22 protein-coding genes and 1 riboswitch are annotated in these 23398 nt (G+C 38.7%); of the genes, 16 read left to right on the top strand and 6 right to left on the bottom strand.

Annotated features, from left to right (window positions below; all coding sequences use genetic code 11):
• Positions 1 to 190 precede the first annotated feature (190 nt).
• A riboswitch (cyclic di-GMP riboswitch) is annotated at positions 191 to 318 on the top strand.
• A 162-nt stretch (positions 319 to 480) separates the two neighbouring features.
• A complete protein-coding gene (locus V7112_RS05885; RefSeq protein WP_335416675.1) occupies positions 481 to 1671 on the top strand; it encodes a sensor domain-containing diguanylate cyclase in 1191 nt (396 codons plus the stop codon).
• A gap of 158 nt (positions 1672 to 1829) precedes the next feature.
• Here the strand turns inward: V7112_RS05885 and V7112_RS05880 are convergent, their stop codons facing one another.
• Positions 1830 to 2117 carry a YxcD family protein gene (locus V7112_RS05880; protein WP_335416673.1) on the bottom strand — a complete coding sequence of 96 codons (288 nt, stop codon included), beginning with the start codon at positions 2115 to 2117 and terminating at the stop codon, positions 1830 to 1832.
• On the bottom strand, positions 2105 to 2554 hold the full coding sequence (locus V7112_RS05875; RefSeq protein ID WP_335416670.1) for a hypothetical protein: 450 nt from the start codon (positions 2552 to 2554) through the stop codon (positions 2105 to 2107). The genes V7112_RS05880 and V7112_RS05875 overlap by 13 nt, the downstream gene beginning before the upstream one ends.
• A 519-nt stretch (positions 2555 to 3073) precedes the next feature.
• Between V7112_RS05875 and cyoE the strand changes: the two genes are divergently transcribed.
• From cyoE to V7112_RS05835, 8 genes are all read left to right on the top strand, one after another.
• Positions 3074 to 3976 (top strand): heme o synthase, encoded by a 903-nt coding sequence (cyoE, locus tag V7112_RS05870; protein WP_335416668.1) that lies wholly within the window; start codon positions 3074 to 3076, stop codon positions 3974 to 3976.
• A 471-nt stretch (positions 3977 to 4447) separates the two neighbouring features.
• Positions 4448 to 5053 carry an SAM-dependent methyltransferase gene (locus tag V7112_RS05865; RefSeq protein WP_335416666.1) on the top strand — a complete coding sequence of 202 codons (606 nt, stop codon included), beginning with the start codon at positions 4448 to 4450 and terminating at the stop codon, positions 5051 to 5053.
• A gap of 294 nt (positions 5054 to 5347) precedes the next feature.
• A complete protein-coding gene (locus V7112_RS05860; RefSeq protein WP_335416663.1) occupies positions 5348 to 5497 on the top strand; it encodes a hypothetical protein in 150 nt (49 codons plus the stop codon).
• Positions 5498 to 5509: 12 nt separating this feature from the next.
• The gene (locus V7112_RS05855; protein ID WP_335416662.1) at positions 5510 to 5977 is read left to right on the top strand and encodes a cytochrome c oxidase subunit II; all 468 of its coding nucleotides are present in this window, start codon (positions 5510 to 5512) and stop codon (positions 5975 to 5977) included.
• A gap of 14 nt (positions 5978 to 5991) precedes the next feature.
• A complete protein-coding gene (locus V7112_RS05850; protein WP_335416660.1) occupies positions 5992 to 7683 on the top strand; it encodes a cbb3-type cytochrome c oxidase subunit I in 1692 nt (563 codons plus the stop codon).
• 94 nt (positions 7684 to 7777) lie between these two features.
• Entirely contained in the window at positions 7778 to 8410 is a 633-nt protein-coding gene (locus V7112_RS05845) for an SCO family protein (RefSeq protein ID WP_335416658.1), read from the top strand.
• A 3-nt stretch (positions 8411 to 8413) separates the two neighbouring features.
• Positions 8414 to 8977, top strand: a complete 564-nt coding sequence (locus V7112_RS05840; RefSeq protein ID WP_335416655.1) for a hypothetical protein — start codon at positions 8414 to 8416, stop codon at positions 8975 to 8977.
• Positions 8978 to 9107: 130 nt separating this feature from the next.
• Positions 9108 to 10250, top strand: coding sequence for a trans-sulfuration enzyme family protein (locus tag V7112_RS05835; protein ID WP_335416653.1), 1143 nt, complete (start codon positions 9108 to 9110; stop codon positions 10248 to 10250).
• Positions 10251 to 10481: 231 nt separating this feature from the next.
• Here V7112_RS05835 and V7112_RS05830 read toward each other — a convergent pair whose 3' ends face one another.
• Positions 10482 to 11096: a hypothetical protein gene (locus tag V7112_RS05830; RefSeq protein ID WP_335416651.1), complete on the bottom strand. Its 615-nt coding sequence runs from the start codon at positions 11094 to 11096 to the stop codon at positions 10482 to 10484.
• A gap of 134 nt (positions 11097 to 11230) precedes the next feature.
• Positions 11231 to 12652, bottom strand: a complete 1422-nt coding sequence (locus tag V7112_RS05825) for a sigma-54 interaction domain-containing protein (protein ID WP_335416649.1) — start codon at positions 12650 to 12652, stop codon at positions 11231 to 11233.
• Positions 12653 to 12997: 345 nt separating this feature from the next.
• On the opposite strand from V7112_RS05825, the gene V7112_RS05820 reads away from it, so the two are divergent.
• Complete coding sequence (locus V7112_RS05820; RefSeq protein ID WP_335416646.1) at positions 12998 to 14200, top strand: ornithine--oxo-acid transaminase; 1203 nt, start codon at positions 12998 to 13000, stop codon at positions 14198 to 14200.
• A gap of 45 nt (positions 14201 to 14245) precedes the next feature.
• Here the strand turns inward: V7112_RS05820 and V7112_RS05815 are convergent, their stop codons facing one another.
• On the bottom strand, positions 14246 to 14413 hold the full coding sequence (locus tag V7112_RS05815; RefSeq protein WP_335416644.1) for a hypothetical protein: 168 nt from the start codon (positions 14411 to 14413) through the stop codon (positions 14246 to 14248).
• A 188-nt stretch (positions 14414 to 14601) separates the two neighbouring features.
• On the opposite strand from V7112_RS05815, the gene V7112_RS05810 reads away from it, so the two are divergent.
• From V7112_RS05810 to V7112_RS05795, 4 genes are all read left to right on the top strand, one after another.
• On the top strand, positions 14602 to 15891 hold the full coding sequence (locus V7112_RS05810) for an MFS transporter (RefSeq protein ID WP_335416642.1): 1290 nt from the start codon (positions 14602 to 14604) through the stop codon (positions 15889 to 15891).
• A gap of 70 nt (positions 15892 to 15961) precedes the next feature.
• Positions 15962 to 16939 (top strand): ornithine cyclodeaminase family protein, encoded by a 978-nt coding sequence (locus V7112_RS05805; protein ID WP_335416639.1) that lies wholly within the window; start codon positions 15962 to 15964, stop codon positions 16937 to 16939.
• Between the two features lie 273 nt (positions 16940 to 17212).
• Entirely contained in the window at positions 17213 to 17713 is a 501-nt protein-coding gene (locus V7112_RS05800; RefSeq protein WP_335416638.1) for a cupin domain-containing protein, read from the top strand.
• A gap of 337 nt (positions 17714 to 18050) precedes the next feature.
• Positions 18051 to 19454: a tyrosine phenol-lyase gene (locus V7112_RS05795; protein WP_335416635.1), complete on the top strand. Its 1404-nt coding sequence runs from the start codon at positions 18051 to 18053 to the stop codon at positions 19452 to 19454.
• Positions 19455 to 19495: 41 nt separating this feature from the next.
• Here V7112_RS05795 and V7112_RS05790 read toward each other — a convergent pair whose 3' ends face one another.
• Complete coding sequence (locus V7112_RS05790) at positions 19496 to 20275, bottom strand: ABC transporter ATP-binding protein (RefSeq protein ID WP_335416633.1); 780 nt, start codon at positions 20273 to 20275, stop codon at positions 19496 to 19498.
• Between the two features lie 227 nt (positions 20276 to 20502).
• On the opposite strand from V7112_RS05790, the gene V7112_RS05785 reads away from it, so the two are divergent.
• Both V7112_RS05785 and V7112_RS05780 read left to right on the top strand, forming a co-directional pair.
• Positions 20503 to 22212, top strand: coding sequence for a methyl-accepting chemotaxis protein (locus tag V7112_RS05785; protein WP_438823865.1), 1710 nt, complete (start codon positions 20503 to 20505; stop codon positions 22210 to 22212).
• 155 nt (positions 22213 to 22367) lie between these two features.
• Positions 22368 to 23348, top strand: a complete 981-nt coding sequence (locus V7112_RS05780; protein ID WP_335416629.1) for a Gfo/Idh/MocA family protein — start codon at positions 22368 to 22370, stop codon at positions 23346 to 23348.
• Positions 23349 to 23398: the final 50 nt, after the last annotated feature.

Below are 23398 nucleotides of genomic sequence, written 5' to 3'. Positions count from 1 at the left end.
ACAATAGTCAAGGTGTAAAAATATGGGTTTCACTGTTGAAAATAATCGAGAGGGATTAACTAGGATATTAGTAATAGGAAAATATTCACATATTTAGAAAAATGTTAGGCCAATTTCATTGACCTAAAGCGAAAATAGAAATATAATTATAGTACAATTTAAAATACTCTTTCTTTAGTAGGGTAATTGAATAAAGTAAAGGCAAATTCATTGAAAGATGAAGACGCAAAACTATAGGGGCTTAGTCCATGAGTTTAAAAAGAAGGAATCGACTACCTTTTTGAACATCCGGTTTTTGGACATGCCAGCCAGTTGCCGAGTATAACTCGTATCGTAAGAACGAAGATTAATCGGTATTTGATTAGTCTTTTTTTATACCATTATATAATTTTGTTGCTACTATTCTACTAGATTTTTGGATAAGGGAGCGCTTGTTATTCTTTTAGAACTCCCTCTATAAAATTTTGGAAGTGATTACAAATGGAGAAATACATCCAGAATCTGAACGTACTAAAAAAAATTAGTGAACTAATCGCAAAGGTTGGTTCCGAAAAGAATTTGATTTCCGATGAGATTCGTAGCTTTTTTGACGCGGCCAGTCAAGAACAAGAAGAACATGAGATTACCAGCACCCTTTTAACCCAACTCCAACAAATGAACGAACAAATGGAAAATATGCATTGGATGAACAAGCATTACCGTATCCTTCATGAATTTGCCCAAATTTGCAGTAAAACCCTAAATGAAAGCGTTCTTCTTCAAAAGTCCTATGAGATGGTTTCACGTGTTATGCCAGCAGATGCATTTTATATTGCCTTGCATAATCCAGGTGATACGCATATCCAATTTATTTTTATTATGGATAATGGAGAACCGGCTCCTCCTAGTATCGTGGACTTTGGTGAAAATTACACATCAAAGGTTATTAAAACAAGAGAAATCATTCACCTCAAGCATCAAAACCAAAACATCGAATTTAATACAAAAATGGGGGAGGGGGACAAAGATACAAGGTCCTGTCTTTTCGTACCAGTTGTAATTGATGACCAAGTTAAAGGTGTGATTTCGACCCAAAGCTTTAAGGACTTCGCCTATCGGAAGGAGCACGAGGACCTCTTGCAAATGATTGGTGCTCAAGTTATCAACTCGATTGAAACAGCTCGATTATATGCGAAAATTTATACGATGTCTCGTACCGATGAATTAACAGATTTAAAAAATCACCGTGCTTTCCATGAGGATTTAGCACATTTAATTCGAAACGAAAATAACGAAATTACAGTTATGATGATTGATTCAGATGATTTAAAACAAGTCAATGACCACTTCGGCCATGATGCTGGAGATTTATATTTAAAGATACTTGCAGATGGAATAAAAACGCTATGTAATGATAAGATAGAAGGCTATCGTTATGCGGGCGATGAATTCATGATTCTCATTAAATCCCAAATCGATATGGGTGTGGAGGAAATCTACGAAACGCTAAAGGGGTACTATCGCGAACACCCACTGATCATTAATGATGAAAAAATTACGGTTTCGATTAGTACGGGCGTTGGTGTATTTCCATATAATGGAACAACTGTTGATTCTTTGAAAAAAGCAGCAGACCAAGCGCTTTATGCTGCAAAAGAAAGTGGAAAAAATCGCATGGTCGTGGCTCATTAATAAAAGCTCATCCAAATGGATGAGCTTTTTACTCGTTGTCTAGCTCCAGCGCCTAGCCCCTCGAGGTCATAAGCCAATCCGCCAAGAAGGATAAAGGGCATCCTTCTGGCCGGCTTTTCTTATGCTTGTCGGGGCTGAACAAGGCGCTTGCGCTTTTCTTAGTTAATATGGGCAATAATGCCTTCTTCATCGTCTAACACAAGTTTGATCCCGGCATACGGGTCTCTGTTTAGAAATTCGCCAAGCCATAAACGAATTGCTTCAATTAGGTTCGCCATAATAAGGACCTGTTTTCGATCGTTCACATAAACCTCTGCGGAGAACCCATAGTCATCGTCATACATGAGCTCTACTTCAACCTCTTCTGGCTTTACTTGCTTTTTTAAGCCGATATAAACACAGACGGCATTAATGATTTCTTGTTCCGAAAGAATTAGCGACGCCATTGATCAGCCTCATTTTTCTTGCGATCTTTGATCATTACGAAGATTTTGCGAATGATGGAAATAAGAACATAAATCGCAAGAACGTTAATCATTAATCCTAAAAATGAACCAAGTGCACCCATTCCACCTAATAGACCACCAAATAGGAATCCTGCAAGTCCACCAAGCATAAGACCTTTCATTAAACCGCCAGACATGAACCCACCTTTAGGATTAGTAGGAGCCGTTGATTTGTTTGTAACATTATTTTCATCCTTCTTCTTTTGCTGCTGTTGGAAGTTGGATTTATTAGTGTTTCCAATATTATTATTAAACCCTCTTTTACCTGATTTATAGCCTTTTGCCTCAACAGTGGTTGTTTGGTCTTGGAACACATAGCTTCCAAGTGGCGAAAGAATCAGAGTAAGTGCAACTAAAGCCGATAAAACCTTTTTCATATAAGTGTGTACCTCCATAAGTTAGAATCTGTATTTTTACTATTATAACCTAATAACATGAAATTCTCTTCTAATTTACCTTCCTACTTTATATACGATGTAAAAGGAGGAAGGTTTCAATTAATACAAAAAATATTATTGGTAAATAATGACTAGGTTATTTACTATAGGTGTAGGTAAAAAGTGGTTTTCTTATCCTAAGTGCTATAAAAATGGTATAGTATATCTGAAGCATTTTTACTAACTTTATTCAGCGGAAGTCACCAACTTCTATAATTGATAGGATAAGAAAATAAGGGAATAAAAATTAACTAGGTACAATCCCTTGCTGAATAAAATTAAAGCCTCCGGCGGATGCCACAGATTTTCAAAGGAAACTTTTCGAGCTTAGGGTCAAAGACTAAGAACGCCACATCCTGTGGAAACGTCTTTGGGATCCACCTCGTGTGGGCCTAAAAAATCTGGGCGCAAATACGCCAGGCGTATTTGATTGAATAGAAGGCAGGAGAGAGGAAACGAATGAAAATAGAAATACAGCTACAAAAAACATCCCTCATAGCTGATCTTAGATCTCTTTTTAAGGCAGGAGTTTTACTAGCAAATGTTCTACCTGTGTTTTCAGGATTTTGGTTAGCGATTTACTTTACGGGTGCATCATTTCAGGCGAATTTGGGATTGTTTTTATATACAATGATTGGAAGCACACTTGTCATGGCAGGCGCTTTAATTATTAACAATTGGTACGATGTTGATATCGATACCGTCATGGATCGGACTAAAAAACGACCGACAGTAACTGGTCATTTTTCTTTGAACTTAGTGTTAGCCTTAGGCATTATCTGTACAGTTCTAGGATTCATTTTCCTATTTTTCACGACATATGAAGCCGTCTTTTTTACGTTTGTGGGTTGGTTTACCTATGTTGTGCTATACACCATGTGGTCAAAACGAAGATTTACGATAAATACTGTGATTGGGAGTGTATCCGGTGCCGTTTCCCCATTAATGGGTTGGGCAGCTGTTGCACCTATCCATCATACCGTTCCAATCGTACTCTTTTTGATATTATTTGTGTTCCAAATGCCGCATACGTATGCAATCGCGATGAGAAAGTATGACGAATATAAGGCTGCGGAAGTCGCAATGCTCCCAGTTGTTCGTGGTTTTGAGGCAACGAAGCGACATTTTCTGTTCTGGGTTATCTGTCTGTTCCCATTGCCTTTCTTTTTAGGCGACCTTGGATTGACATTTGTTGTTCTTGCAACATTGCTAAATATCGGATGGATAATTTTGAGTATTAAAGGCTTCTCAGTCAAGGATGATATGAAATGGGCCCGATGGAATTTCCTATACTCCGTCAACTATATTTTGATTATCTTCCTATTAATGGTCATTGTCACATTACCGAATTACTTTGGCTAAGGGCTAATTGAACCTCGCTACATTTTTTGATGTGGCGGGGTTTTTTGTTTTCAGAGCAGTCAAATGAGCACTGCCAAAATAGTCTAGAACACTAGCAATTTTCTTAAAATAGGAAAGTGAGAACCTGTAAAATAGTTTAATGTACCACCCTGTTTTCCTGAAAATAGGAAAATGCGGAATGGCAAACAGTTTATCATGTCACTAATCTCCTAAAAGCAGGAATACACGAACGTGCAAACCAGTTAATGCATTTAATTTTGGACTCATTCAAAAGTTCTGGAAGGATGAAATGTTGAAAATTGATTTAGGTGCTGTCAATGGACAAATCGGGATATTGATAAAAGAAATCACAAATCAAAAATGTGGTATGCTTTGAAATAGAAGAAAACCAAATTAATTCGCAATCCCGAGAAGTTAACATATGCCATAAGTGGAATCAAATTTTAAAACACCTTTGTTAGGAGACAACCAATGGATGATCAGTATTTCGATGCGCTTTTACAAGTGAAAACGAGTGGAGGACAAAAAGGATTTAGTTCATCTGTTCATTATTATCGCTATGAGCCGACGCCATATGAAGGGCTAACTGCTTTGTTTGAACATTATCAACTGAAGGAAACGGATCGAGTAGTTGATTTTGGTTGTGGAAAGGGACGGCTCCTTTTTTATATTCATCATTTGTTTTCGGCAACCGTTGTTGGGGTTGAGATAGACAAGGGCTTGTATCATGATGCCGTTCAAAACCAAGAACGGTATGCCAAAAGGGTGGGTATCCGCAAAGAAAAAATTGAAATACATCATTGTGCCGCACAGGATTATGAAATCCATCCACTCGATAATCGGTTTTACTTTTTTAATCCTTTTTCAATTCAGGTTTTTAAGCATACGATTGCCAATATTCTTCGTTCATACGAGAAGGACCCTCGTGAAATGGAGGTTATCCTCTATTATGGATCAACGGATTACACCTACTTTTTGGAGAATAGCACTCCATTTCAAATGAAGAAAGAGATTGTTATTCCAGAGTTGTTTGAGAAAAACACATATGAGAGATTTATGGTTTATCAGCTAGGGTAGGCAGCTTCCAGTGGATGGAGGCTGCTTTTTTATGTAAAAAACTGTCTGTTCACCAATTTGTCATTTTTGATTTTGAACGAAAATTAAAACGGAAGAAAAGTATCTGAAATCCAGTAGTGGAGCAGGTTTAGCCACATTTATAGGGGGTTTTAAAGGAGGGGAAAATGCCTATTTTCTCGTCCTTTTTTTAATGGGTGTATCAAAAATTACACTTTATGTGTGATTCAGTTCACAACATTGAGAATCGTTCCTAACTATGATGGAAGTAAGAAGAACATAAGGAGGTTGAGTTGGATGGGAGCTTCAAAAGTTAACCGAAACAAAAAAACAGACGGGGAATATCAAGGACCATTTATCGGAACCTGGATTTCAGTCGGTGTTGTTGGAGCAGTCATTCTTTTTACGTATATAGTACTTTACGGCCTATACATGGCTAGATTCTAGGAGGGGAAAAAAATGAAAATGCATCTTGACGAAAAAATATGGCTTACAATAAGTTTCGGAATGATCATGGGATTTATGCTTCTAACTGGCTACCAAACATTCGCATTAGAAATGGGACCACCAAGTCATATGGAAACAATTGATCCTCAAAAAGTAGACGAAACAGCTCCATTTGACAAGCCAGGTGTGTATCAAATCGGTGAAAACGAATATGAAGTTGTCATGACTTTAGAAATCTTTAGTTTTAATCCAGGAAAAATTGAAGTACCTGCTGGTTCAAAGGTTCACTTTATCATGACTTCTAAAGACGTTGTCCACGGATTCCAAGTTGCCGGTACAAACTTAAACGCAATGGTAATGCCAGGACATATTCAAAAAATTACTCAAACCTTTGATGAGCCAGGCGAGTATCTAGTTCTATGTAACGAATATTGCGGTGCTGGTCACCAATTAATGGCTACAACAATTACAGTGAAATAAAGGAGGGGAGACCATTGGCAACAGTATTAAATAATTCAGATCTGACCTTAAAAGAAAAAGCAAACAAGGTTTTAGGTGTAAATCTAGAAGATGCAAAAATCTCAAAATCTTATTTATCAGTAGCATTTATCGCATTATTATTAGGTGGACTTTTAGGATTAGTACAAGGATTAAACCGTGCAGGTCTTCTAGAATTACCAAGTTGGCTTAATTATTATCAAGTATTAACAGCTCACGGTTTACTATTAGTAGTTGTTATGTCAGCATTCTTTATGATTGGTTATTTCTACGCTGGTCTTTCACATGATTTAGGTGGATTACTACCTAAGGTAAGAAAATTAGCATGGACTGGTTTCTGGACTAAGATTGTTGGTATCGTACTTGTTGTAATTCCAGTCTTAATGAACGAAGCATCTGTTATGTACACATTCTATCCACCAATGGCTGCACACCCAGTATTCTACATCGGGTTAGCACTAGTGGTCGTTGGTATTTGGCTCTTATCAACTGGAGCATTTATTCAAGTAGCAAACTGGAGAAAGAACCATAAAGGACAGCATCTTCCAATTCTTTCATTCTTTGCTACAGGAGCATTCATTCTATTAGTAGGAGCTACGGCATTTGTTGCAGTTGAAGTACTATTCTTGATTCTACCATGGACATTAGGTTGGGTAGACACGATTAACGTAATGGTTTCTCGAACGCTATTCTGGGCATTCGGACACACAGCAGTTAACATCTGGTATTTAACAGCCGTCTCTGCATGGTATGTAATCATACCAAAAATAATTGGTGGCAGACGTTTTAGTGACACACTTACTCGTGTTGTTGTTATTGCATTAGTGATCATGAACATCACAGGTGGATTCCACCACCAAATTATTGACCCAGGAATTGGTTTATCAGTTAAATTCCTACACGTATTTATGAGTTTGGCGATTGGTTTCCCATCATTGATGACAGCTTACGCAATGTTTGTAGTATTTGAGCGTACTGGAAGAAAGAAAGGTGGAAAAGGAGCATTAGGTTGGCTTAAAAAGCTACCATGGGGTGACGTTCGCTTCCTATCTCCATTTATCGCAATGGCTGCTTTTGCCCCAGCAGGAGCAGGTGGTATTGTACAAAGTACAAACCAACTTAACCAAGTAGTTCATAACACAATGTGGGTCGTAGGACACTTCCACTTAACTCTAGGTATGTCAGTCGTAATGACATTCTTCGGAATTAGTTACTGGTTAATACCACGTCTTTCAGGTCGTGTAATGACAAAAGCAATGAATAAAATTGGTATTGTTCAAACCGTCATTTGGACAATTGGTATGATTCTAATGTCTGGTTCAATGCACTGGGTTGGTCTATACGGTTCACCACGTAGAACATCATTCTCAGACTACTTTGGTAGTGCTCAAGCAGCAGGCTGGGAACCATTTATGATGGTTGTTGGTATCGGAGCAACATTATTATTAATAGCAGTAATCATCCAAGTATACGCAGCATTTAACATGATGTTCTTTGCACCAAAAGGTGAAACAGAATTCCCAATTGCTGAAGTAGAAGAAAGTGCTTCAAAAACTCCATTATGGACAGAACGTTGGGGACTATGGGTTGTGCTAATGGTTCTCGTAATCGCAATGGCATATGTATTACCATTAACCGAAATGATTGTAAACGCGCCTCCAGGATCACCACCATTCAAAACATGGTAATCCTGCAGTAGAGTTCTTCAATAGAAAGAGATAGCAAAACAACGGCTATCTCTTTCTATAATTAAAGAAATAAAAGAAATAGGATGTGATCTTCGTGATCCAAAAGAATCGGAAGACATTCGCTTGTATTTTAATTTTATTATTTGGATGTGTACTGTTCTATTCGGGAACAGATGGATTTCAGGCATTTACTGCAGAAACAGCAAGAGTCAACCAATTAATAGAGGAAAAGCCAACATTTCCAGATGTAACATTTGAAGATAGCGAGGGACGAACATATCCTATTTCTGAGTTTCAAGATAAATACATCTTTATTACATTTCTATACACATCCTGTACAACCGTTTGTCCACAATTGGAAATGAATATGGCACAGGTTTATGAGCAAATCCCACAGGAATACATCGGAAAAGATATCGTCTTTTTAAGTATAAGCTTTGATCCATCTAGAGATGACCCTTCAACACTAAGTAAATACCGCACTTTCTTTGGAGCAGATGGTGAAACATGGAGAATGGCCAGGATTTCAAATGAAACTGAATTACAAACCCTTCTTGATGAATTTGGTGTAATTGTCATTCCGGATGGAAGAGGAAACTTTGCACATAACTCAGCCTTTTATTTAGTCGATCCAAATGGCTTATTGATGGATGTCATGGATTATCGAGAAATCGATGAAGCGGCGACAAAGGTCATTAGCATCTTAGACAATGAAAAGGGGGAATAGGCTATGAAACAATTTTTGATTGGACTAGGACTATTATTCGTATTAGCACTACCCCCAGTTGCTAATCTCCTGGAGTCTATTATGATCATCCATATGCATATGCAAATGCCATCAATTGTATTTGCGGGATTTTTAATGGCAAAACTGTTTCAACAAAAATTTCCACAGTTTTTTGAAAAATGGAATCAAGATGGGATACCGGGAATCCTGTTATTCATTGTCATTATGGTATATTGGACAATACCAAAAACAATGGACGAGACATTAAATATGACAAGCATGGAAGTGTGGAAATTTTTAAGTCTCTCTTTCCTAGCGGGTGTACCGTTACGTGATAGCTGGAAGAAGCTAACTGATCGTGCAAAAAACATTGTGTTCATCTTTTTCACAGTGAAGTATTTAGGAATGGGTGTATTATATATCAATATAAATAATCAATTATGTAATAATTACCTCGTAATCGACCAAATCACTTTAGGCTGGGGATTTATTACAACAGCAATTTGTATCGTGATCTATCTGGTTTATAATAATTTTACAGACCAATCCGTTTATAAGGAACGCTAGGAAAGAAGCTGCAGGTGTTGTGGCTTCTTTTTTGTTGGTTGCAACGTTTTGAATCTGAAGGATTTCAATTGACATCCTAAAAAATAAAGTTCAGAATAATAGCAATACAAATTTAAAGAGGGTGGAAAGATTGGCAAATCGGTTTGAGACAAAATTAATACATAGTGTGGCAAAAGGCAAACTACCAATTCGAAGCAAAGTTACACCTATTTATCAAACATCTGCTTTCACCTTTGATAACCTTGAAGATTTAGAGGGTTACTTCCAAGGTGAAGGAAATTATTTATATACACGTACTGGAAATCCAAATCCAGATGAGCTTGGCCAAATGGTAGCAGCAATCGAAGGTGCACCAGCAGGTATTGCGACGTCTTCAGGGCTATCTGCCATTTTTGCTGCGATACTTTCTGTTGTAAAGAGCGGAGACCATATTGTTGCGGCTGATGATGTGTATGGTGGAAGCTTCCATCTTTTATACGAAGAGCTTAAACAGCTCGGTATTGAAACAAGCTTTGTTTCTTTTGCAGATCTTGAACAGGTAGAGAACGCGATTCAGTCTAATACAAAATTACTCTATACGGAGTCCATTACGAATCCATTGCTACGGGTAGAAAACCTTTCAGCAGTTGTGGAACTTGCGAAACGAAAAGATTTAATCACAGTAGTAGACAATACATTTGCTACACCTTTGCATTGCAACCCATATGAGCTTGGTGTAGAACTAGTCGTACATAGCGCGACTAAATACATTGGTGGACATAGTGATGTTACGGCTGGTGTTGTAGTGGGAAGAGAGGATTTAGTTGCAAAAGCACGTGCAAAGGTTGTTAATCTCGGTGCAAATGTGAGCCCGTTTGAAGCGTGGTTAACGACCCGAGGCTTGAAAACATTAGCAGTCCGAATGCAGGTGCAATCCGCAAATGCACGTAAGCTTGCAGAGGCTTTCCGAAACAATCCAAATATTACGAGAGTGTATTATCCATTTGAAGAAGAAGCTACAGGATTTGGGGCAATGGTATCTGTGGAGCTTGCAAAAACCGTCGATGTAAGCCAATTTTTCAAATCCCTCGGCTGGGTGAAGCTTGTTCCGACATTAGCTGGAGTGGAAACGACAGTATCACATCCATTAAAGACTTCGCACCGTGCACTTCCGCCTGAAGCACAGGAAGCATTAGGGATTACCAACGAGCTTGTTCGTATCTCTGTTGGAATCGAACATTCCGAAGACATCATTTCTGCTTTCGAACAGGCAATTGAAAACTCTCTAGCATAAAAATAAACGGAGTATCCATATTAAAAGTGGGTACTCCGTTTTTTAAACAAACGATTATTTGGACTGTCAAACTATTGGGGCTGTAGTGTTAAGTTCACACAAACGTTTGATTGAAATGTAAGGGAATTTGGAAGGATGCTTGGATTTCCAAACAAACGACTGTTTGAACTGTAGAGATGTTGAGGTCGTAAGGTTAAAATTCAAACAAACATTTGATTGAACCAATTTGGACTACATTACACCACCGAACTCCTCCGCTGTATACAATCCTTTTATACCCGGTTTGTTTTTTAGATAGTGATAAATTTCATCCTTCGAATAATATTCTTTTAGCCCCGAAATAATTGTCTCCAAATATTCATGGGAAGGTTTATTAAAAGTGATGTCATCCATATCCCAAGGGGCCGTAAACGTATAAATCGGATAGCCGTTGTCATCACCAAGATACAGGATTCTTCCATACCATGCCTTTTTACGAAAAACCATTGAGCCGGATTCCTTAACTTTTTCTAAATCAATATTAAACTGGATCCCACTGTTCTCCTGCTTTAACACATCTAAAAACTGTTCGGACGTGATTAAATACTTTTTACTATAGGTAACTGCGTTATCATTTTTGCTTGCACTTATAAAGGCTACACCCTTTGAACCCCATCTTCCGGCTTCTTTCGCAAAATATAAAGGGTAAGAAATTGTAAACGTTCCTTCGTCAATTGGAGATGAAGGGTCTTTACACCCAACCTCAGTTTCATTTGAACCCTTAGGTCTACCACCCTTTATATAACAAAGAAATCGGTCCCGATTTATGTTCGATCCATAGCTTGCATACCACACATATTGTTTCATCAATGACACCAGCCTTTATAAACATATTTGAGCTACAAACATCTATCATTTCTTTAATCGACTAATTTCTACTCATTTCCCGAGCAATAATTGTATTTATGTGTGAGAATTTGATAGTGTTTGTAGAAAATCAGCTAAATGGGACCAGTAGAAGCGTCCCTATGGTTCCTTTTAATTCCATACTTTTTTAAGCGATATTGGAGGTTTTGGCGGCTCATATCAAGTGCCTTGGCAGTTTTTGTGATATTAAAATTAAATTGTTGTAGTACTTGTTTTAAGTAGAAGGTTTCTGCTTCCTCCATGTATTTGTCTAACGGCTGAACATCTGTTATTTCAGTGATTTGTGGGTTTGCTGATTTTGCAGCCTCCGGTTTTGTATGTGTCTTTTTTCGAAAATGCATGGGAAGGTGATTATAGGAAATGGTATCCTCATACGTAATAACATTCAGTGCGCCCTCAATGATATGCTCTAGCTCCCGAACATTTCCTGGCCAGTCATATTGGATCAGAATCTGTAAGACTTGATCATCAATCTTCGTTACATTCAATCCAAATAAATGATCATACTTTTCCAAAAAAAAGTACGCAAGTTCACGGATGTCTTCCTTGCGATTCCGTAATGGTGGGATAAAAAGTGTTACAACACTGAGTCTGTAATATAAGTCCTTGCGAAGTCGTCCATCTGAGATGGCATCAATAGGGTCCTCGTTCATCGTTGCAAGGATTCGGACGTCCACTTTTTTATCCTTAGTGTCACCAACACGTCGGACTGTTTTTTCTTGGATGACACGCAACAGCTTTGCTTGTAATGCAGGATTCAATGAATTAATCTCATCTAAAAGCAAAGTGCCACCTTCTGCTTGCTCAAATAAGCCGGGGCGGTCAATGGCTCCTGTGAAAGCACCTTTTTTTGTACCAAAAAGGAGGCCCTCGATTAAATTGTCGGGCAAAGCAGCACAATTTTGAGATATAAAGGGAGCAGATGACCTACTGCTTCCATTGTGAATACTTTGGGCGAAAAGTTCTTTTCCTGTGCCAGTGTCTCCAATAACGAGAACAGAGGAGTTTGTCCGGGTAGCTCGTTTGCTTGCCTCAATTACCTCTGAAATGGCAGGGCTGCTCCCGATGATGCTATCAAAGGTATAATTTGTATCACTTTTCCGGTTCATATTTTCTCGAAGTAGTTTCTCTAGTTTTGTAACATCACGAGCGATTTCCATCGCTCCAATTTGCTTGCGTCCATCCATAATCGGAATTGTGCTATTAATGGTAGTGATTTCCTGCCCGCGATTATTGTAATATGTTTGTTTCGCATTTTTGATTGGCTCCCCATTTTTTAGAGACTGAAGCAACGTACTATCCTCATTTTTATGGAATGAAAATACATCATCAAGCCTTTTATTCAGAACATCATGTTGATTCATACCCTCGATTTGAGCCATTTTTTGATTGTAGATAATGGTTGCACCGTTTACGTCTACAACATGTATGCCAACATCAACTTCATTTACTAATTGTTCAGTTGCCTTATTTTTTAATAGCTCAACCTGTTTCATGTTATCGCCACCTTTACTTAATTTCTATTATAAGGAAAGTAAAAGAAAGTGCATATAAATTTTGCGCTTTTTATAGAGAATCGAAAGTATTTTTTGCATAAATAGGGGGTTGATATCATTAAATGCAAATAATTTTTGCATTCTCTTTTATCAAGTGGAAATAGTATAGGTTGAATTCCTTTATAAAATATATATTTTAAAGAAAAAACCCTAATATAATACGCCTTTAAGAAGAAAAATGAATTCCTATACAAAGATTTTGGCATGATTCTTGCATAACATAATAGGCAGGAAGCAATTCTTAAGTGGAATTAATATGCCAAATGGAAACAGGAGGATGAAATAATGACTCAACTTAAAACAGATTCAAAAACAATCATTGAACAAACGGAAAAATTTGGTGCAAATAACTATCACCCACTACCGATTGTGATTTCAAAGGCGGATGGTGTGTGGGTTGAAGACCCAGAAGGCAATAAGTACATGGATATGTTAAGTGCGTATTCAGCAGTTAACCAGGGACACCGCCATCCTAAAATTATTCAAGCCTTAAAAGATCAAGCGGACCGCGTAACCTTAACATCACGCGCATTTCATAATGACCAGCTTGGGCCTTGGTATGAATTAATTTGTAAAATAACAAATAAAGAGATGGCTCTTCCGATGAATACGGGGGCAGAAGCAGTTGAAACGGCTATTAAGGCGGCGCGCAGATGGGCATATGATGTAAAAGGAGTTCAGGATAATCAGGCTGAAATTATCGCTTGTATTGGAAACTTCCATGGTCGCACAATGACCGCGGTATCATTATCTTCTGAAGAGGAGTATAAGCGTGGTTTTGGTCCAATGCTTCCTGGAATAAAGCTTATTCCTTATGGTGACATTGATGCGCTAAAAAATGCAATCACTGAAAATACAGCAGCATTTCTAATTGAACCGATTCAAGGAGAGGCTGGAATACTGATTCCGCCAGAAGGTTTCCTAAAACAAGCTTATGAGACATGTCAACAAAATGATGTTCTTTTTATTGCAGATGAAATTCAAGCTGGGCTTTGCCGTTCCGGGAAGATGTTTGCGTGTGAGTGGGATGAAGTTGAGCCTGATATGTATATATTAGGTAAAGCTCTTGGTGGCGGAGTGTTCCCGATATCCTGTGTAGTGGCAAATAAAGATGTGTTGGGTGTGTTTAATCCAGGTTCGCATGGCTCAACATTTGGTGGTAATCCAATGGCTTGCGCAGTATCCATTGCATCAATGAATGTGTTGATTGAGGAAAACCTAGCTCAACGTTCTCTTGAACTGGGTGACTATTTTCTAGATCGATTAAAAGAGATAAAAAATCCAAAGATTAAAGAAGTTCGAGGTCGCGGTTTGTTTATCGGAGTTGAACTAACAGAGGTCGCTCGTCCATATTGTGAGGCGTTGAAGCAAGAAGGATTGCTTTGTAAAGAAACGCATGACACGGTTATCCGATTTGCTCCACCTTTAATTGTGACGAAAGAAGAGCTAGATTGGGCAATCGAACGAATTGAGAAGGTTCTAGGTTAAAAGTAAAAAGGATCAAGACTCATTGTTTTGATCCTTTTTGTTTTCTTAAGGCATTTCATCTTCTTTTACTCGGTTTTTAAAAGCTTCATGGGAGACAATGCCTTCCATTTGTTCAAATTGGCGACTATGGTCTTTTTCCTCGGCTATGCTGTTCTTTGGAAAATTTCCTGGATGGCCTTTTTCTTTATGGTTAAAGCTTTTTCCACGACCCATATACATTCTCCTTTCAGAATCTTTCCTCTCTAGTTTTTGCATACATGTGTTTTGTATGTATTTCGTTTTATTTCGAAAAACGCGGAAGTAGTACTTAATTCCCGATATTTGTAAAAATTGAATAGCTGTCCTTTTTATGGAATATGTTCAAATATTGGAATGCTCATATTTTATAAGGGGGAAACACGATGCAAACAAAGGTCGAGAAGAAAGTTCTCATTGCAAGCCTTGTAGGTAGTTCGATTGAGTGGTTCGATTACTTTTTGTATGGGACAGTTGCGGCACTTGTTTTTAATACAGCATTCTTTCATAGCGAAGATCCCACTGTAGGGTTAATGCTGGCCTATGCTTCATTCGCACTGTCATTTTTCATCCGACCACTTGGCGGAGTCATTTTTAGTCATATTGGCGATAAAATTGGAAGAAAGAAAACATTGGTGCTAACACTCTCACTTATGGGAGGGGCGACTGTCCTTATGGGGTTTCTTCCTACATATAACCAAATTGGAGTAGTTGCACCGATTTTACTCATTTTATTGCGTCTTATTCAAGGGATTGGATTAGGCGGTGAGTGGGGTGGAGCCCTTTTGCTTGCGGTCGAATATGCACCGAAAGAAAAAAGGGGGTTCTTTGGGAGTGTCCCACAAATGGGTGTCACAATCGGATTATTGCTCGGAACTTTGGCATTATCTTTAATGACGTTATTACCAGATGAAGCCTTCATGTCATGGGGGTGGCGTGTTCCATTTGTTCTTAGCGCATTGCTGGTCGTATTCGGGTTATGGATTCGAAAAGGAATTGAAGAAACGCCTTCCTTTAAAAAGGTCCAAAAGAAGGGGCAGGTTGCTAAGATTCCATTTTTTGAAACGATGCGCACACACTGGAAAGAGGTTCTTATCACAATCGGAGCAAAGGTTGTTGAAACAGCTCCATTCTATATTTTTGGTACTTTTATCGTTTCATATGCGACAACGCAACTTGGCTTTTCTCGGACAGAAACATTAAATGCAGTCACAATTGCAACCATTGTAACCACCATTTTAATCCCAATTATGGGGAATTTATCTGATAAAGTTGGTCGTAAAAAGCTTTATGTCGGTGGTACCATTTTAATGATGCTATATGCATTTCCTTATTTTTGGCTACTCCATCAAAAATCTGTTGCATTACTTGTGATTGCAACGATTTTAGGACTTGGAATCATTTGGGCACCAATTACTGCCGTACTTGGAACAATGTTTTCGGAGATATTTAAATCAAATGTCCGCTACACAGGGATTACATTAGGATATCAGATCGGGGCAGCTGTTGCTGGTGGAACAGCGCCGCTTGTCGCGACTGCATTACTTGCTGCATTTAACGACTCCTATGTGCCTGTTGCATTATACATTATTTTAACATCCGTGATTTCACTCATTGCTGTAGCAGCCGTTCGCGATCGAAAAAATGAAGATTTGGATAGTGAGGAAATAGCGTAAGTTGCTAAAGGGGACCGCGAAACAGCGGTTCTTTTTAATGGTATGATAGAGAAAAGAAAGAGGGGATACTGTGCTTATTTTATCAGAATCTCAAATTCGTTCCTTATATTCAATGTCAGATGCAATCAAGGATTTGGAGGAAGCACTGACTGCCTTTGAAGAGGGGAAAGTATTAAATCCTCATCGAACCGTTCTTGGATTTCCAGAGAGGGAAGCATCCGCTCTATATATGCCAAGCGCAATGGAGTCGGTTGGAAAATCCGCTGTGAAGGTCGTAACCATTTTTCCGCAAAATCCATCCGTGGGAAAGAAGACAACACAAGGTGTGATTTTACTAAGTGATACGGACAATGGAGAGCACCTCGCGTGTATAAATGCCTCTTATTTAACTAGATTGCGGACCGGTGCGGTCAGTGGGATTGCAACAAAACATTTGGCGAAAAAAGATGCATCCACTGTTGCGGTAATTGGGACTGGCGCAATGGCGGAGGAACAGCTTGAGGCGGTTTTAGAAGTGCGTGAAATAAAAGAGATTATGCTTTATAACCGTACGAGAGAAAAGGCTTCAGCTTTTGAAAAACGAATTTCAAAACGAAGCCCAAGATTCACTGGATTAATCACAATCATGGATGACCCAGATGAGGCTGTTTCAAAAGCCGATGTCGTCATATGTGCAACACGCTCTGAATCACCTGTTTTTTCAGGGCAAGCCTTACAGCCGGGAACACATATTAACGGGGTTGGTTCTTATCTTCCGCAGATGCAAGAGGTCGATGAAGAAACGATTCTAAAGTGTTCAAAGATCGTTGCGGATACGGTTGAAGGGGTAAAAGAAGAAGCGGGTGACTTCATTATTCCTGCTAATAAAGGCATCTGGAGCTTTGATGATCTACATGGGGAATTGGGTGAGCTTGTGACCGGGAAAATTTCTGGCCGAGAAAATGATGAGGAAATTACATTTTTTAAATCCGTAGGAATCGCTTATTTTGACTTAGCGGTAGCAGCTGCAGTCTACGAAAAAGCAATAAAAGTTGGTGTGGGCACATAGGTTGAGGTGTAAAACTGTGGGCTGTCCGAAAGGTTTTCTGTCGGATGGAGCCATTATTGAAATATCTAGAACTTCATCGGGTTTATGAAGACCCGAACGCGACCGGATATTAGAGTGAAGAGTCTTCATCCAGGCTATGAAGACCCAGCTGACTACGATTTCCTCTAAATCAGTCCTTCATCAACCTGGGGAACCGACAATTATAAAAACATACAGGTTCTTGTAGAAGTTAGGTTACACTATTATTTAGTATTTACGGAAGGAGTTTTAAACATGAACGAAAAAGACGCACAGTTTTACATATCACATCTCGGACTTGAGCCACATCCAGAAGGTGGATTTTATAAGCAAACTTTTGCTTCAGATGTGATGATTGATACAGAGCAGGATACACAAAGAAAATTATATACGAGTATCTATTTTTTGCTGGGATCTGAGGATATCTCCCATTTACATCGAATAAAATCAGACGAGCTCTGGTATTACCATGGTGGCAGCTCATTAACGGTCCACATTATTGATGAATCAGGAGAATACAAGGAAGTACAGCTTGGGTTAAACCTTGATAAAGGAGAGGTTCCTCAAGTTCTCGTACCTAAAAATTCGGTATTCGGATCCTCGGTTAAAGAGGAAAATACATTTTCACTTGTTGGCTGTATGGTTTCACCGGGATTTGAATTCGAGGATTTTGAATTATTTACTCAGAAGGAATTACTAAAAGATTATCCCCAACATGAAGAGGTCATTCGCAAGCTTGCTCTGGAGAAAAAATAGATTAGTATAATAAAATTGCTACTTTTACATATATAACAGTAAAAAAACTTGTTGCCGAAACTCGTTTAAACAAACGTTTGATTGAATTTTAAAGTGCTTGATACGATTGACTTAGGACGCTAAACAAACGTTTGTTTGAAATGGATGTTGCAAAATGAAACAGACTGTTTTGAAACCATATTTCAATACCATTTTGGTATGCCTTTCTGATGATTTCGGAAGGGCGTTTTTTATTGGTTTAAAGCGTTTATCGTGCAATGGAGATTCTTGAGAAGCACACCGAACATATTTTACATTATAGATAGATTGAATTTTCTAAAAATGTGGAGGGGTTCAGGTGAAAAGAAGAACAGCAGAACCATTTAAAATTAAGGCAGTAGAACCATTAGCAATGCTAACGTATGAAGAAAGAAAAGAAGCATTGGAGCGAGCAGGTTATAATACTTTTTTGATCGATTCGCGGGATGTCTATATCGATCTCCTAACAGATAGCGGGACAAGTGCAATGAGCGACCGCCAATGGAGCGCATTAATGGTTGGAGATGAGGCTTATGCGGGGAGTAAAAGCTGGAAAAGGCTTGAGCAGGCAGTAAGGGAGATATATGGGTATAAGTATGTTTTGCCAACACATCAGGGACGAGGAGCGGAAAATATTTTATCTCAGCTCAAAATAAAACCAGGTGATGTAGTGCCAGGGAATATGTATTTTACAACAACCCGTGCTCATCAGGAGTTAAATGGGGCGAGATTTGTTGATATCATCATTGATGAAGCGCATAATTCAACGACGGAGCATCCTTTTAAAGGGAATGTAGATCTATCTAAATTGCAGGCAATTATTCAGGAAGTCGGTGCAGAGCGGATTCCATATGTTTGTGTAGCAGTGACGGTCAATATGGCGGGTGGCCAGCCGGTTAGCATGGAGAACATGAGAGAGGTTTATAACCTATGTAGAAATCATGGGATTGATGTCATGTTTGATGCAACAAGATGTGTAGAGAACGCGTATTTTATCAAGGAACGAGAAGCGGGTTATGAAAATCATCGGATAAAGGATATTTTAAAAGAGATGCTTTCCTATTCAGATGGCTGTACAATGAGCGGAAAAAAGGATTGCTTAGTAAATATTGGCGGGTTCCTTGCGATGAATGATGAAGAACTCTACGCGAGGTCACGTGAACTGGTGGTCGTATATGAAGGAATGCCGTCCTACGGAGGAATGGCAGGACGGGATATGGAAGCAATGGCACAAGGAATCTATGAATCGATTGATGATCATTATATCCAGCACCGCATCCAACAGGTCCGTTATCTTGGGCAGCAGTTGATTGAAGCTGGAATTCCAGTTGTTCAACCAATTGGGGGTCATGCTGTCTATTTGGATGCAAGGCAATTTTTATCACATTTGGCCCAAGAGGAGTTTCCGGCACAAGCATTAGCAGCCGCACTTTATTTAGATTCTGGTGTTAGAGCGATGGAGAGAGGGATTGTCTCGGCAGGCAGAAATAAAGAAACAGGCGATCATAATAAACCAAAGCTAGAGCTAGTTCGTTTAACAATCCCAAGAAGAGTGTATACGAATAATCATATGGATGTTGTTGCAGATTCGGTGATGGCACTCTATGAAAAAAGAGATCAGATTAGCGGGCTACGTATGGATTACGAACCTCCAACACTGCGATTCTTTAATGCAAGATTTTCTCCACTATCAGGTGATTCAAAGTTGATTACAGGGGAATAGAATAAAGCCAGCCCTTTTTTTGGCATGGGGCTGGCTATTTTTTAGTTTCCTTTTAAAAGATAAGGACGGTCATTTTCCCAATGAACATGTACTGGGAGATTGAAAAAGGTTGAAAGAATTTCACTAGTAATGATTTGATTGGTTTGTCCTGAAGCAAATACTTCGCCACTTTTTAAAAGCAATGTTTTCGTAAACACGGGAAGAATTTCTTCAACATGATGGGTAACATATATTATCGTTGGCGATTCCTCTTTAATGGCAAGTTTTTCGATAGAATCTAATAATTGCTCTCTTGCGATAAAATCTAAACCATTTGTAGGTTCATCCAAAATAAGAATTGACGGATCTGCCATTAATGCACGTGCAATCAACACCCTTTGTTTTTCACCTTGGGATAGGGTTGCATAATCGCGATTAGCATAACCAATACACCCAAGCTCCTCGAGTAATTCAATTGCTCTTTCTCGCATCCCGTCTGTAGGGGTTTCATACAAACCGATAGAAGCAAAAGCTCCACTTAAGACGACCTCGAACGCGTTATCTGTTGGGTAGAACTTTTCCTGTAAGGAAGAGGATACAAAGCCAAGATTCTTTCGAAGCTCCTCACCGAGATACATCTTTCCAAATTTAAACCCCAGAACGGTAGCATCTCCGCTTGTAGGGAAATGATAGGCATTGATTAAGTCTAATAACGCAGTTTTGCCAGAACCATTCAGTCCGTATAGAACCCAATGCTCTCCTTCTTCAATTTGCCAATTAATATTCTCCAAAATAAGCGCATTGTCACGCCGAAGTGTAACATTTACCAAATCCAATACCACTGTAATCCCTCCTTGTTTATAAAATAATAGTATCAAATAATTCAGATAGTAGTGAAATAAATAGTATATTTTTCGACCAATGAAAGAAAGGTACGGAATCGAAATATAATCCCTTTACATAATCTTTACAGGGAATTTACAATGCTTGTTTATAATTTTAGTTATATAGGTAAAAAGACATGGAGTTGGGGGTTCTACACTTGGGAAAAAAGTTGCGTAAAGTGAAAATGCTAGATAAAGAGAAGAATGGTAGAGAACGGTTCTTGCATAGATTTTTACAAAGAGTTAATTTAAGTGCCCGATTATTTATCCTGTTTGTTTCATTACTCGTGATTTCTGTTGTGACAGTTGGAACAGTCTCGTACATACAAGCAAAAAATATGACAATTGAAACAATTGAACATCGATTAGTACGTGAAGCAGAGTTAATGGGATATATTGCAGAAAGCTTAAAATTTGTTTATGTAGGTCAAGACGATTATTTTATGCAGCAGATAGACGGTAATGTTCGAATGCAGCAAGAGAAGCTTAAGGGAGACGGGATACAGGCAGAATTTTTCTATATTCGAAAATCAGAAGTAGTTCCCTTCAAGGTGAGTAAAGATGCAATTCCGGGTATTTCAGAAAAAACAATTACAGAACTAGTTGATCGCAAGAAAGGTGTCATTCATGAGAGGATTAATGGCGATGATTACACAATCTCGTTCCAATGGAATAAGGCGATAGATGGAATTTATGGAATCCTCATCCCGACGAAATCCTATACAGGTCCAATCGACCAAATGGCGTATTTTACATTACTTGTGATTGCTGTCAGTATCATTGTGATGACTGTTGTGATTATCCTATTAGTGCGAACCATTGTAAAGCCATTAAGTGCCTTACGAAATACGATGAAAGAAGTAAGGGAAGGGAATCTCAAGCACTCAGTCGATATACGAACAACGATTCCTGAAATTACATCATTGCATAAGAGCTATAATGCAATGATTGATCAAATGAGAAGTATGTTAAATGAATTGAAGACGTCAACGAAAGAATTGGAAACAACGGGTAATGAATTAAATGTTTCATCTAGTGATGCTCTTGAATCAAGTCATCAATTAATCTCAGCGATTGATACCGTTAGACAAGGTGCAGAGCATACTGCAAGTAGTTCTGAGGAGAGTGTCCTGGGCTTTAAGACAATGTCAAATCGGATAGTAGATATTATGGCAAACATGGAAACTGTTATCAAAAGTTCAAAGAATATGAACCTATCAGCTGGTAGTGGTGAGAAAAATATAGGACAATTGATTTCAACAATCCAATCATTTGAAAGTGACTTCAATCGTCTCACAAAAACAATTAGAGAAGTTAAAGATTATTCACTTGAGATTACATCACTTGTGGAATTAGTAACGGAAATCGCAAAACAAACAAAACTATTAGCCTTAAATGCAACGATTGAAGCAGCACGCGCTGGTGAAGCTGGAAAAGGATTTGCTGTCGTTGCACAAGAGGTTCAGAAGCTTGCGGAGCAGTCAACGAAAGCTACTGATGAAATTACAGATGCGATAACAAAAATGGAGTCTATTACACTATTGGCTTCAAAGGAATTTGACCAAATGCTAATCCAAATTAGTTCCAATCTCCAATTGGCGAATGAATCAAAAATCTCCATTAATGAGTTAATGCGAGGGATTTATGAAGTAAGCGGAAATATTGAAGTCATGCAGGATGAATTAACTGGGTTAGAGAGTATTGTACCAGAACTACAGCAATCCGTTACTCAATTCTCATCTGTGTCACAGGAGACATTAGCGAGCGCTGAAGAAATGTTAGCCTTTAGTGAAAGTCAAATCGAGCAAATGGAAAATACAAATGGAGTTGGAAAAAGACTGCATAACCTGTCAAAATCACTATCAGAAATCACCCAGCGGTTTAACGTCAAATAAAAAAATCAGGTCATTGGATAAAGTGAAACTTCATTCAGTGGGGGTCTTACTGCCAGTTAATCCAGGACATAGTTACTTGTTGAATGACCTTTTGTGCTAGCTGAACTTTTTGAGGTATACTTTAAATAAAGTTTTTTTAATAGGGGAGTTCGGTTATGGCATATAAAAAGGTTCGTTGGGGGATTATTGGTTGTGGGAATGTGACAGAAGTGAAGAGTGGTCCGGCCTTTCAGAAAATCACGAATTCCGAGTTGAATGCGGTGATGCGAAGAACAGGTGAATTGGCAAAAGATTATGCTAAGAGACATCATGTTCCGAAATGGTATGACAATGCGGACGAGCTTATCCAGGACCCGGAGGTGGATGCCATCTATATCGCGACACCGCCAGGATCTCATAAGGAATACACACTGAAGGCTGCACAGGCTGGCAAGCCAGTTTATGTTGAAAAACCAATGGCTCGAAATTATGAAGAATGCTTAGAAATGATTAAGGCTTGTAAAGAGGCAAATGTACCTTTATATGTCGCATACTATCGTAGAGCACAACAAAGATTTTTGAAGATAAAAGAGTTGTTAGAAAATGGAGCAGTAGGAGAAGTAAGATTTGTTTCAACCACACAATATCGAAAAGCATCAGAGGATCCTACTAACCTTCCGTGGCGAGTACAACCTAAAATTTCAGGTGGAGGATTGTTCTTTGATTTAGCAAGCCATACTCTTGATATTTTAGACTTCTTGTTAGGGCCAATTAAGGAAGTTCGTGGTTTTGCTTCAAATCATGGTGGACTTTACGAAGCGGAGGATATTGTAACGGGTACCTATTTATTTGAATCTGGAATCCATGGTGTTGGAAATTGGTGTTTTACCGCGTTTCAAAATGAAGACATAAATGAAATCGTCGGCAGCAAAGGAAAAATCACATTCTCTACTTTCGGGAATGAGCCAATCGTGTTAACAACCGAAAAAGGAATAGAAGAGTGGAGCTTTGAACGCCCACAGCATGTTCACCAACCACTTGTTGAGACCATTGTAGCTGAATTGACGGGTAAAAGCGGAGCATGCCCAAGCAATGGGGAGTCCGGCGCACGAACAAACTGGGTAATGGATGAGATGGTAAAAGGGTATTATAAATGAAACTAGCGAAAGGCGGCCGTTTAAAGGGGTGCCTTTTATTTTTCAAAAAT

The organism is Bacillus sp. JJ1566 (assembly GCF_036962685.1).
Taxonomy (GTDB): Bacteria; Bacillota; Bacilli; order Bacillales; family Bacillaceae_L; genus Ferdinandcohnia.
The sequence above is the reverse complement of the archived record's forward strand: the minus strand, read 5'-3'. Positions and strand labels throughout refer to the sequence as shown.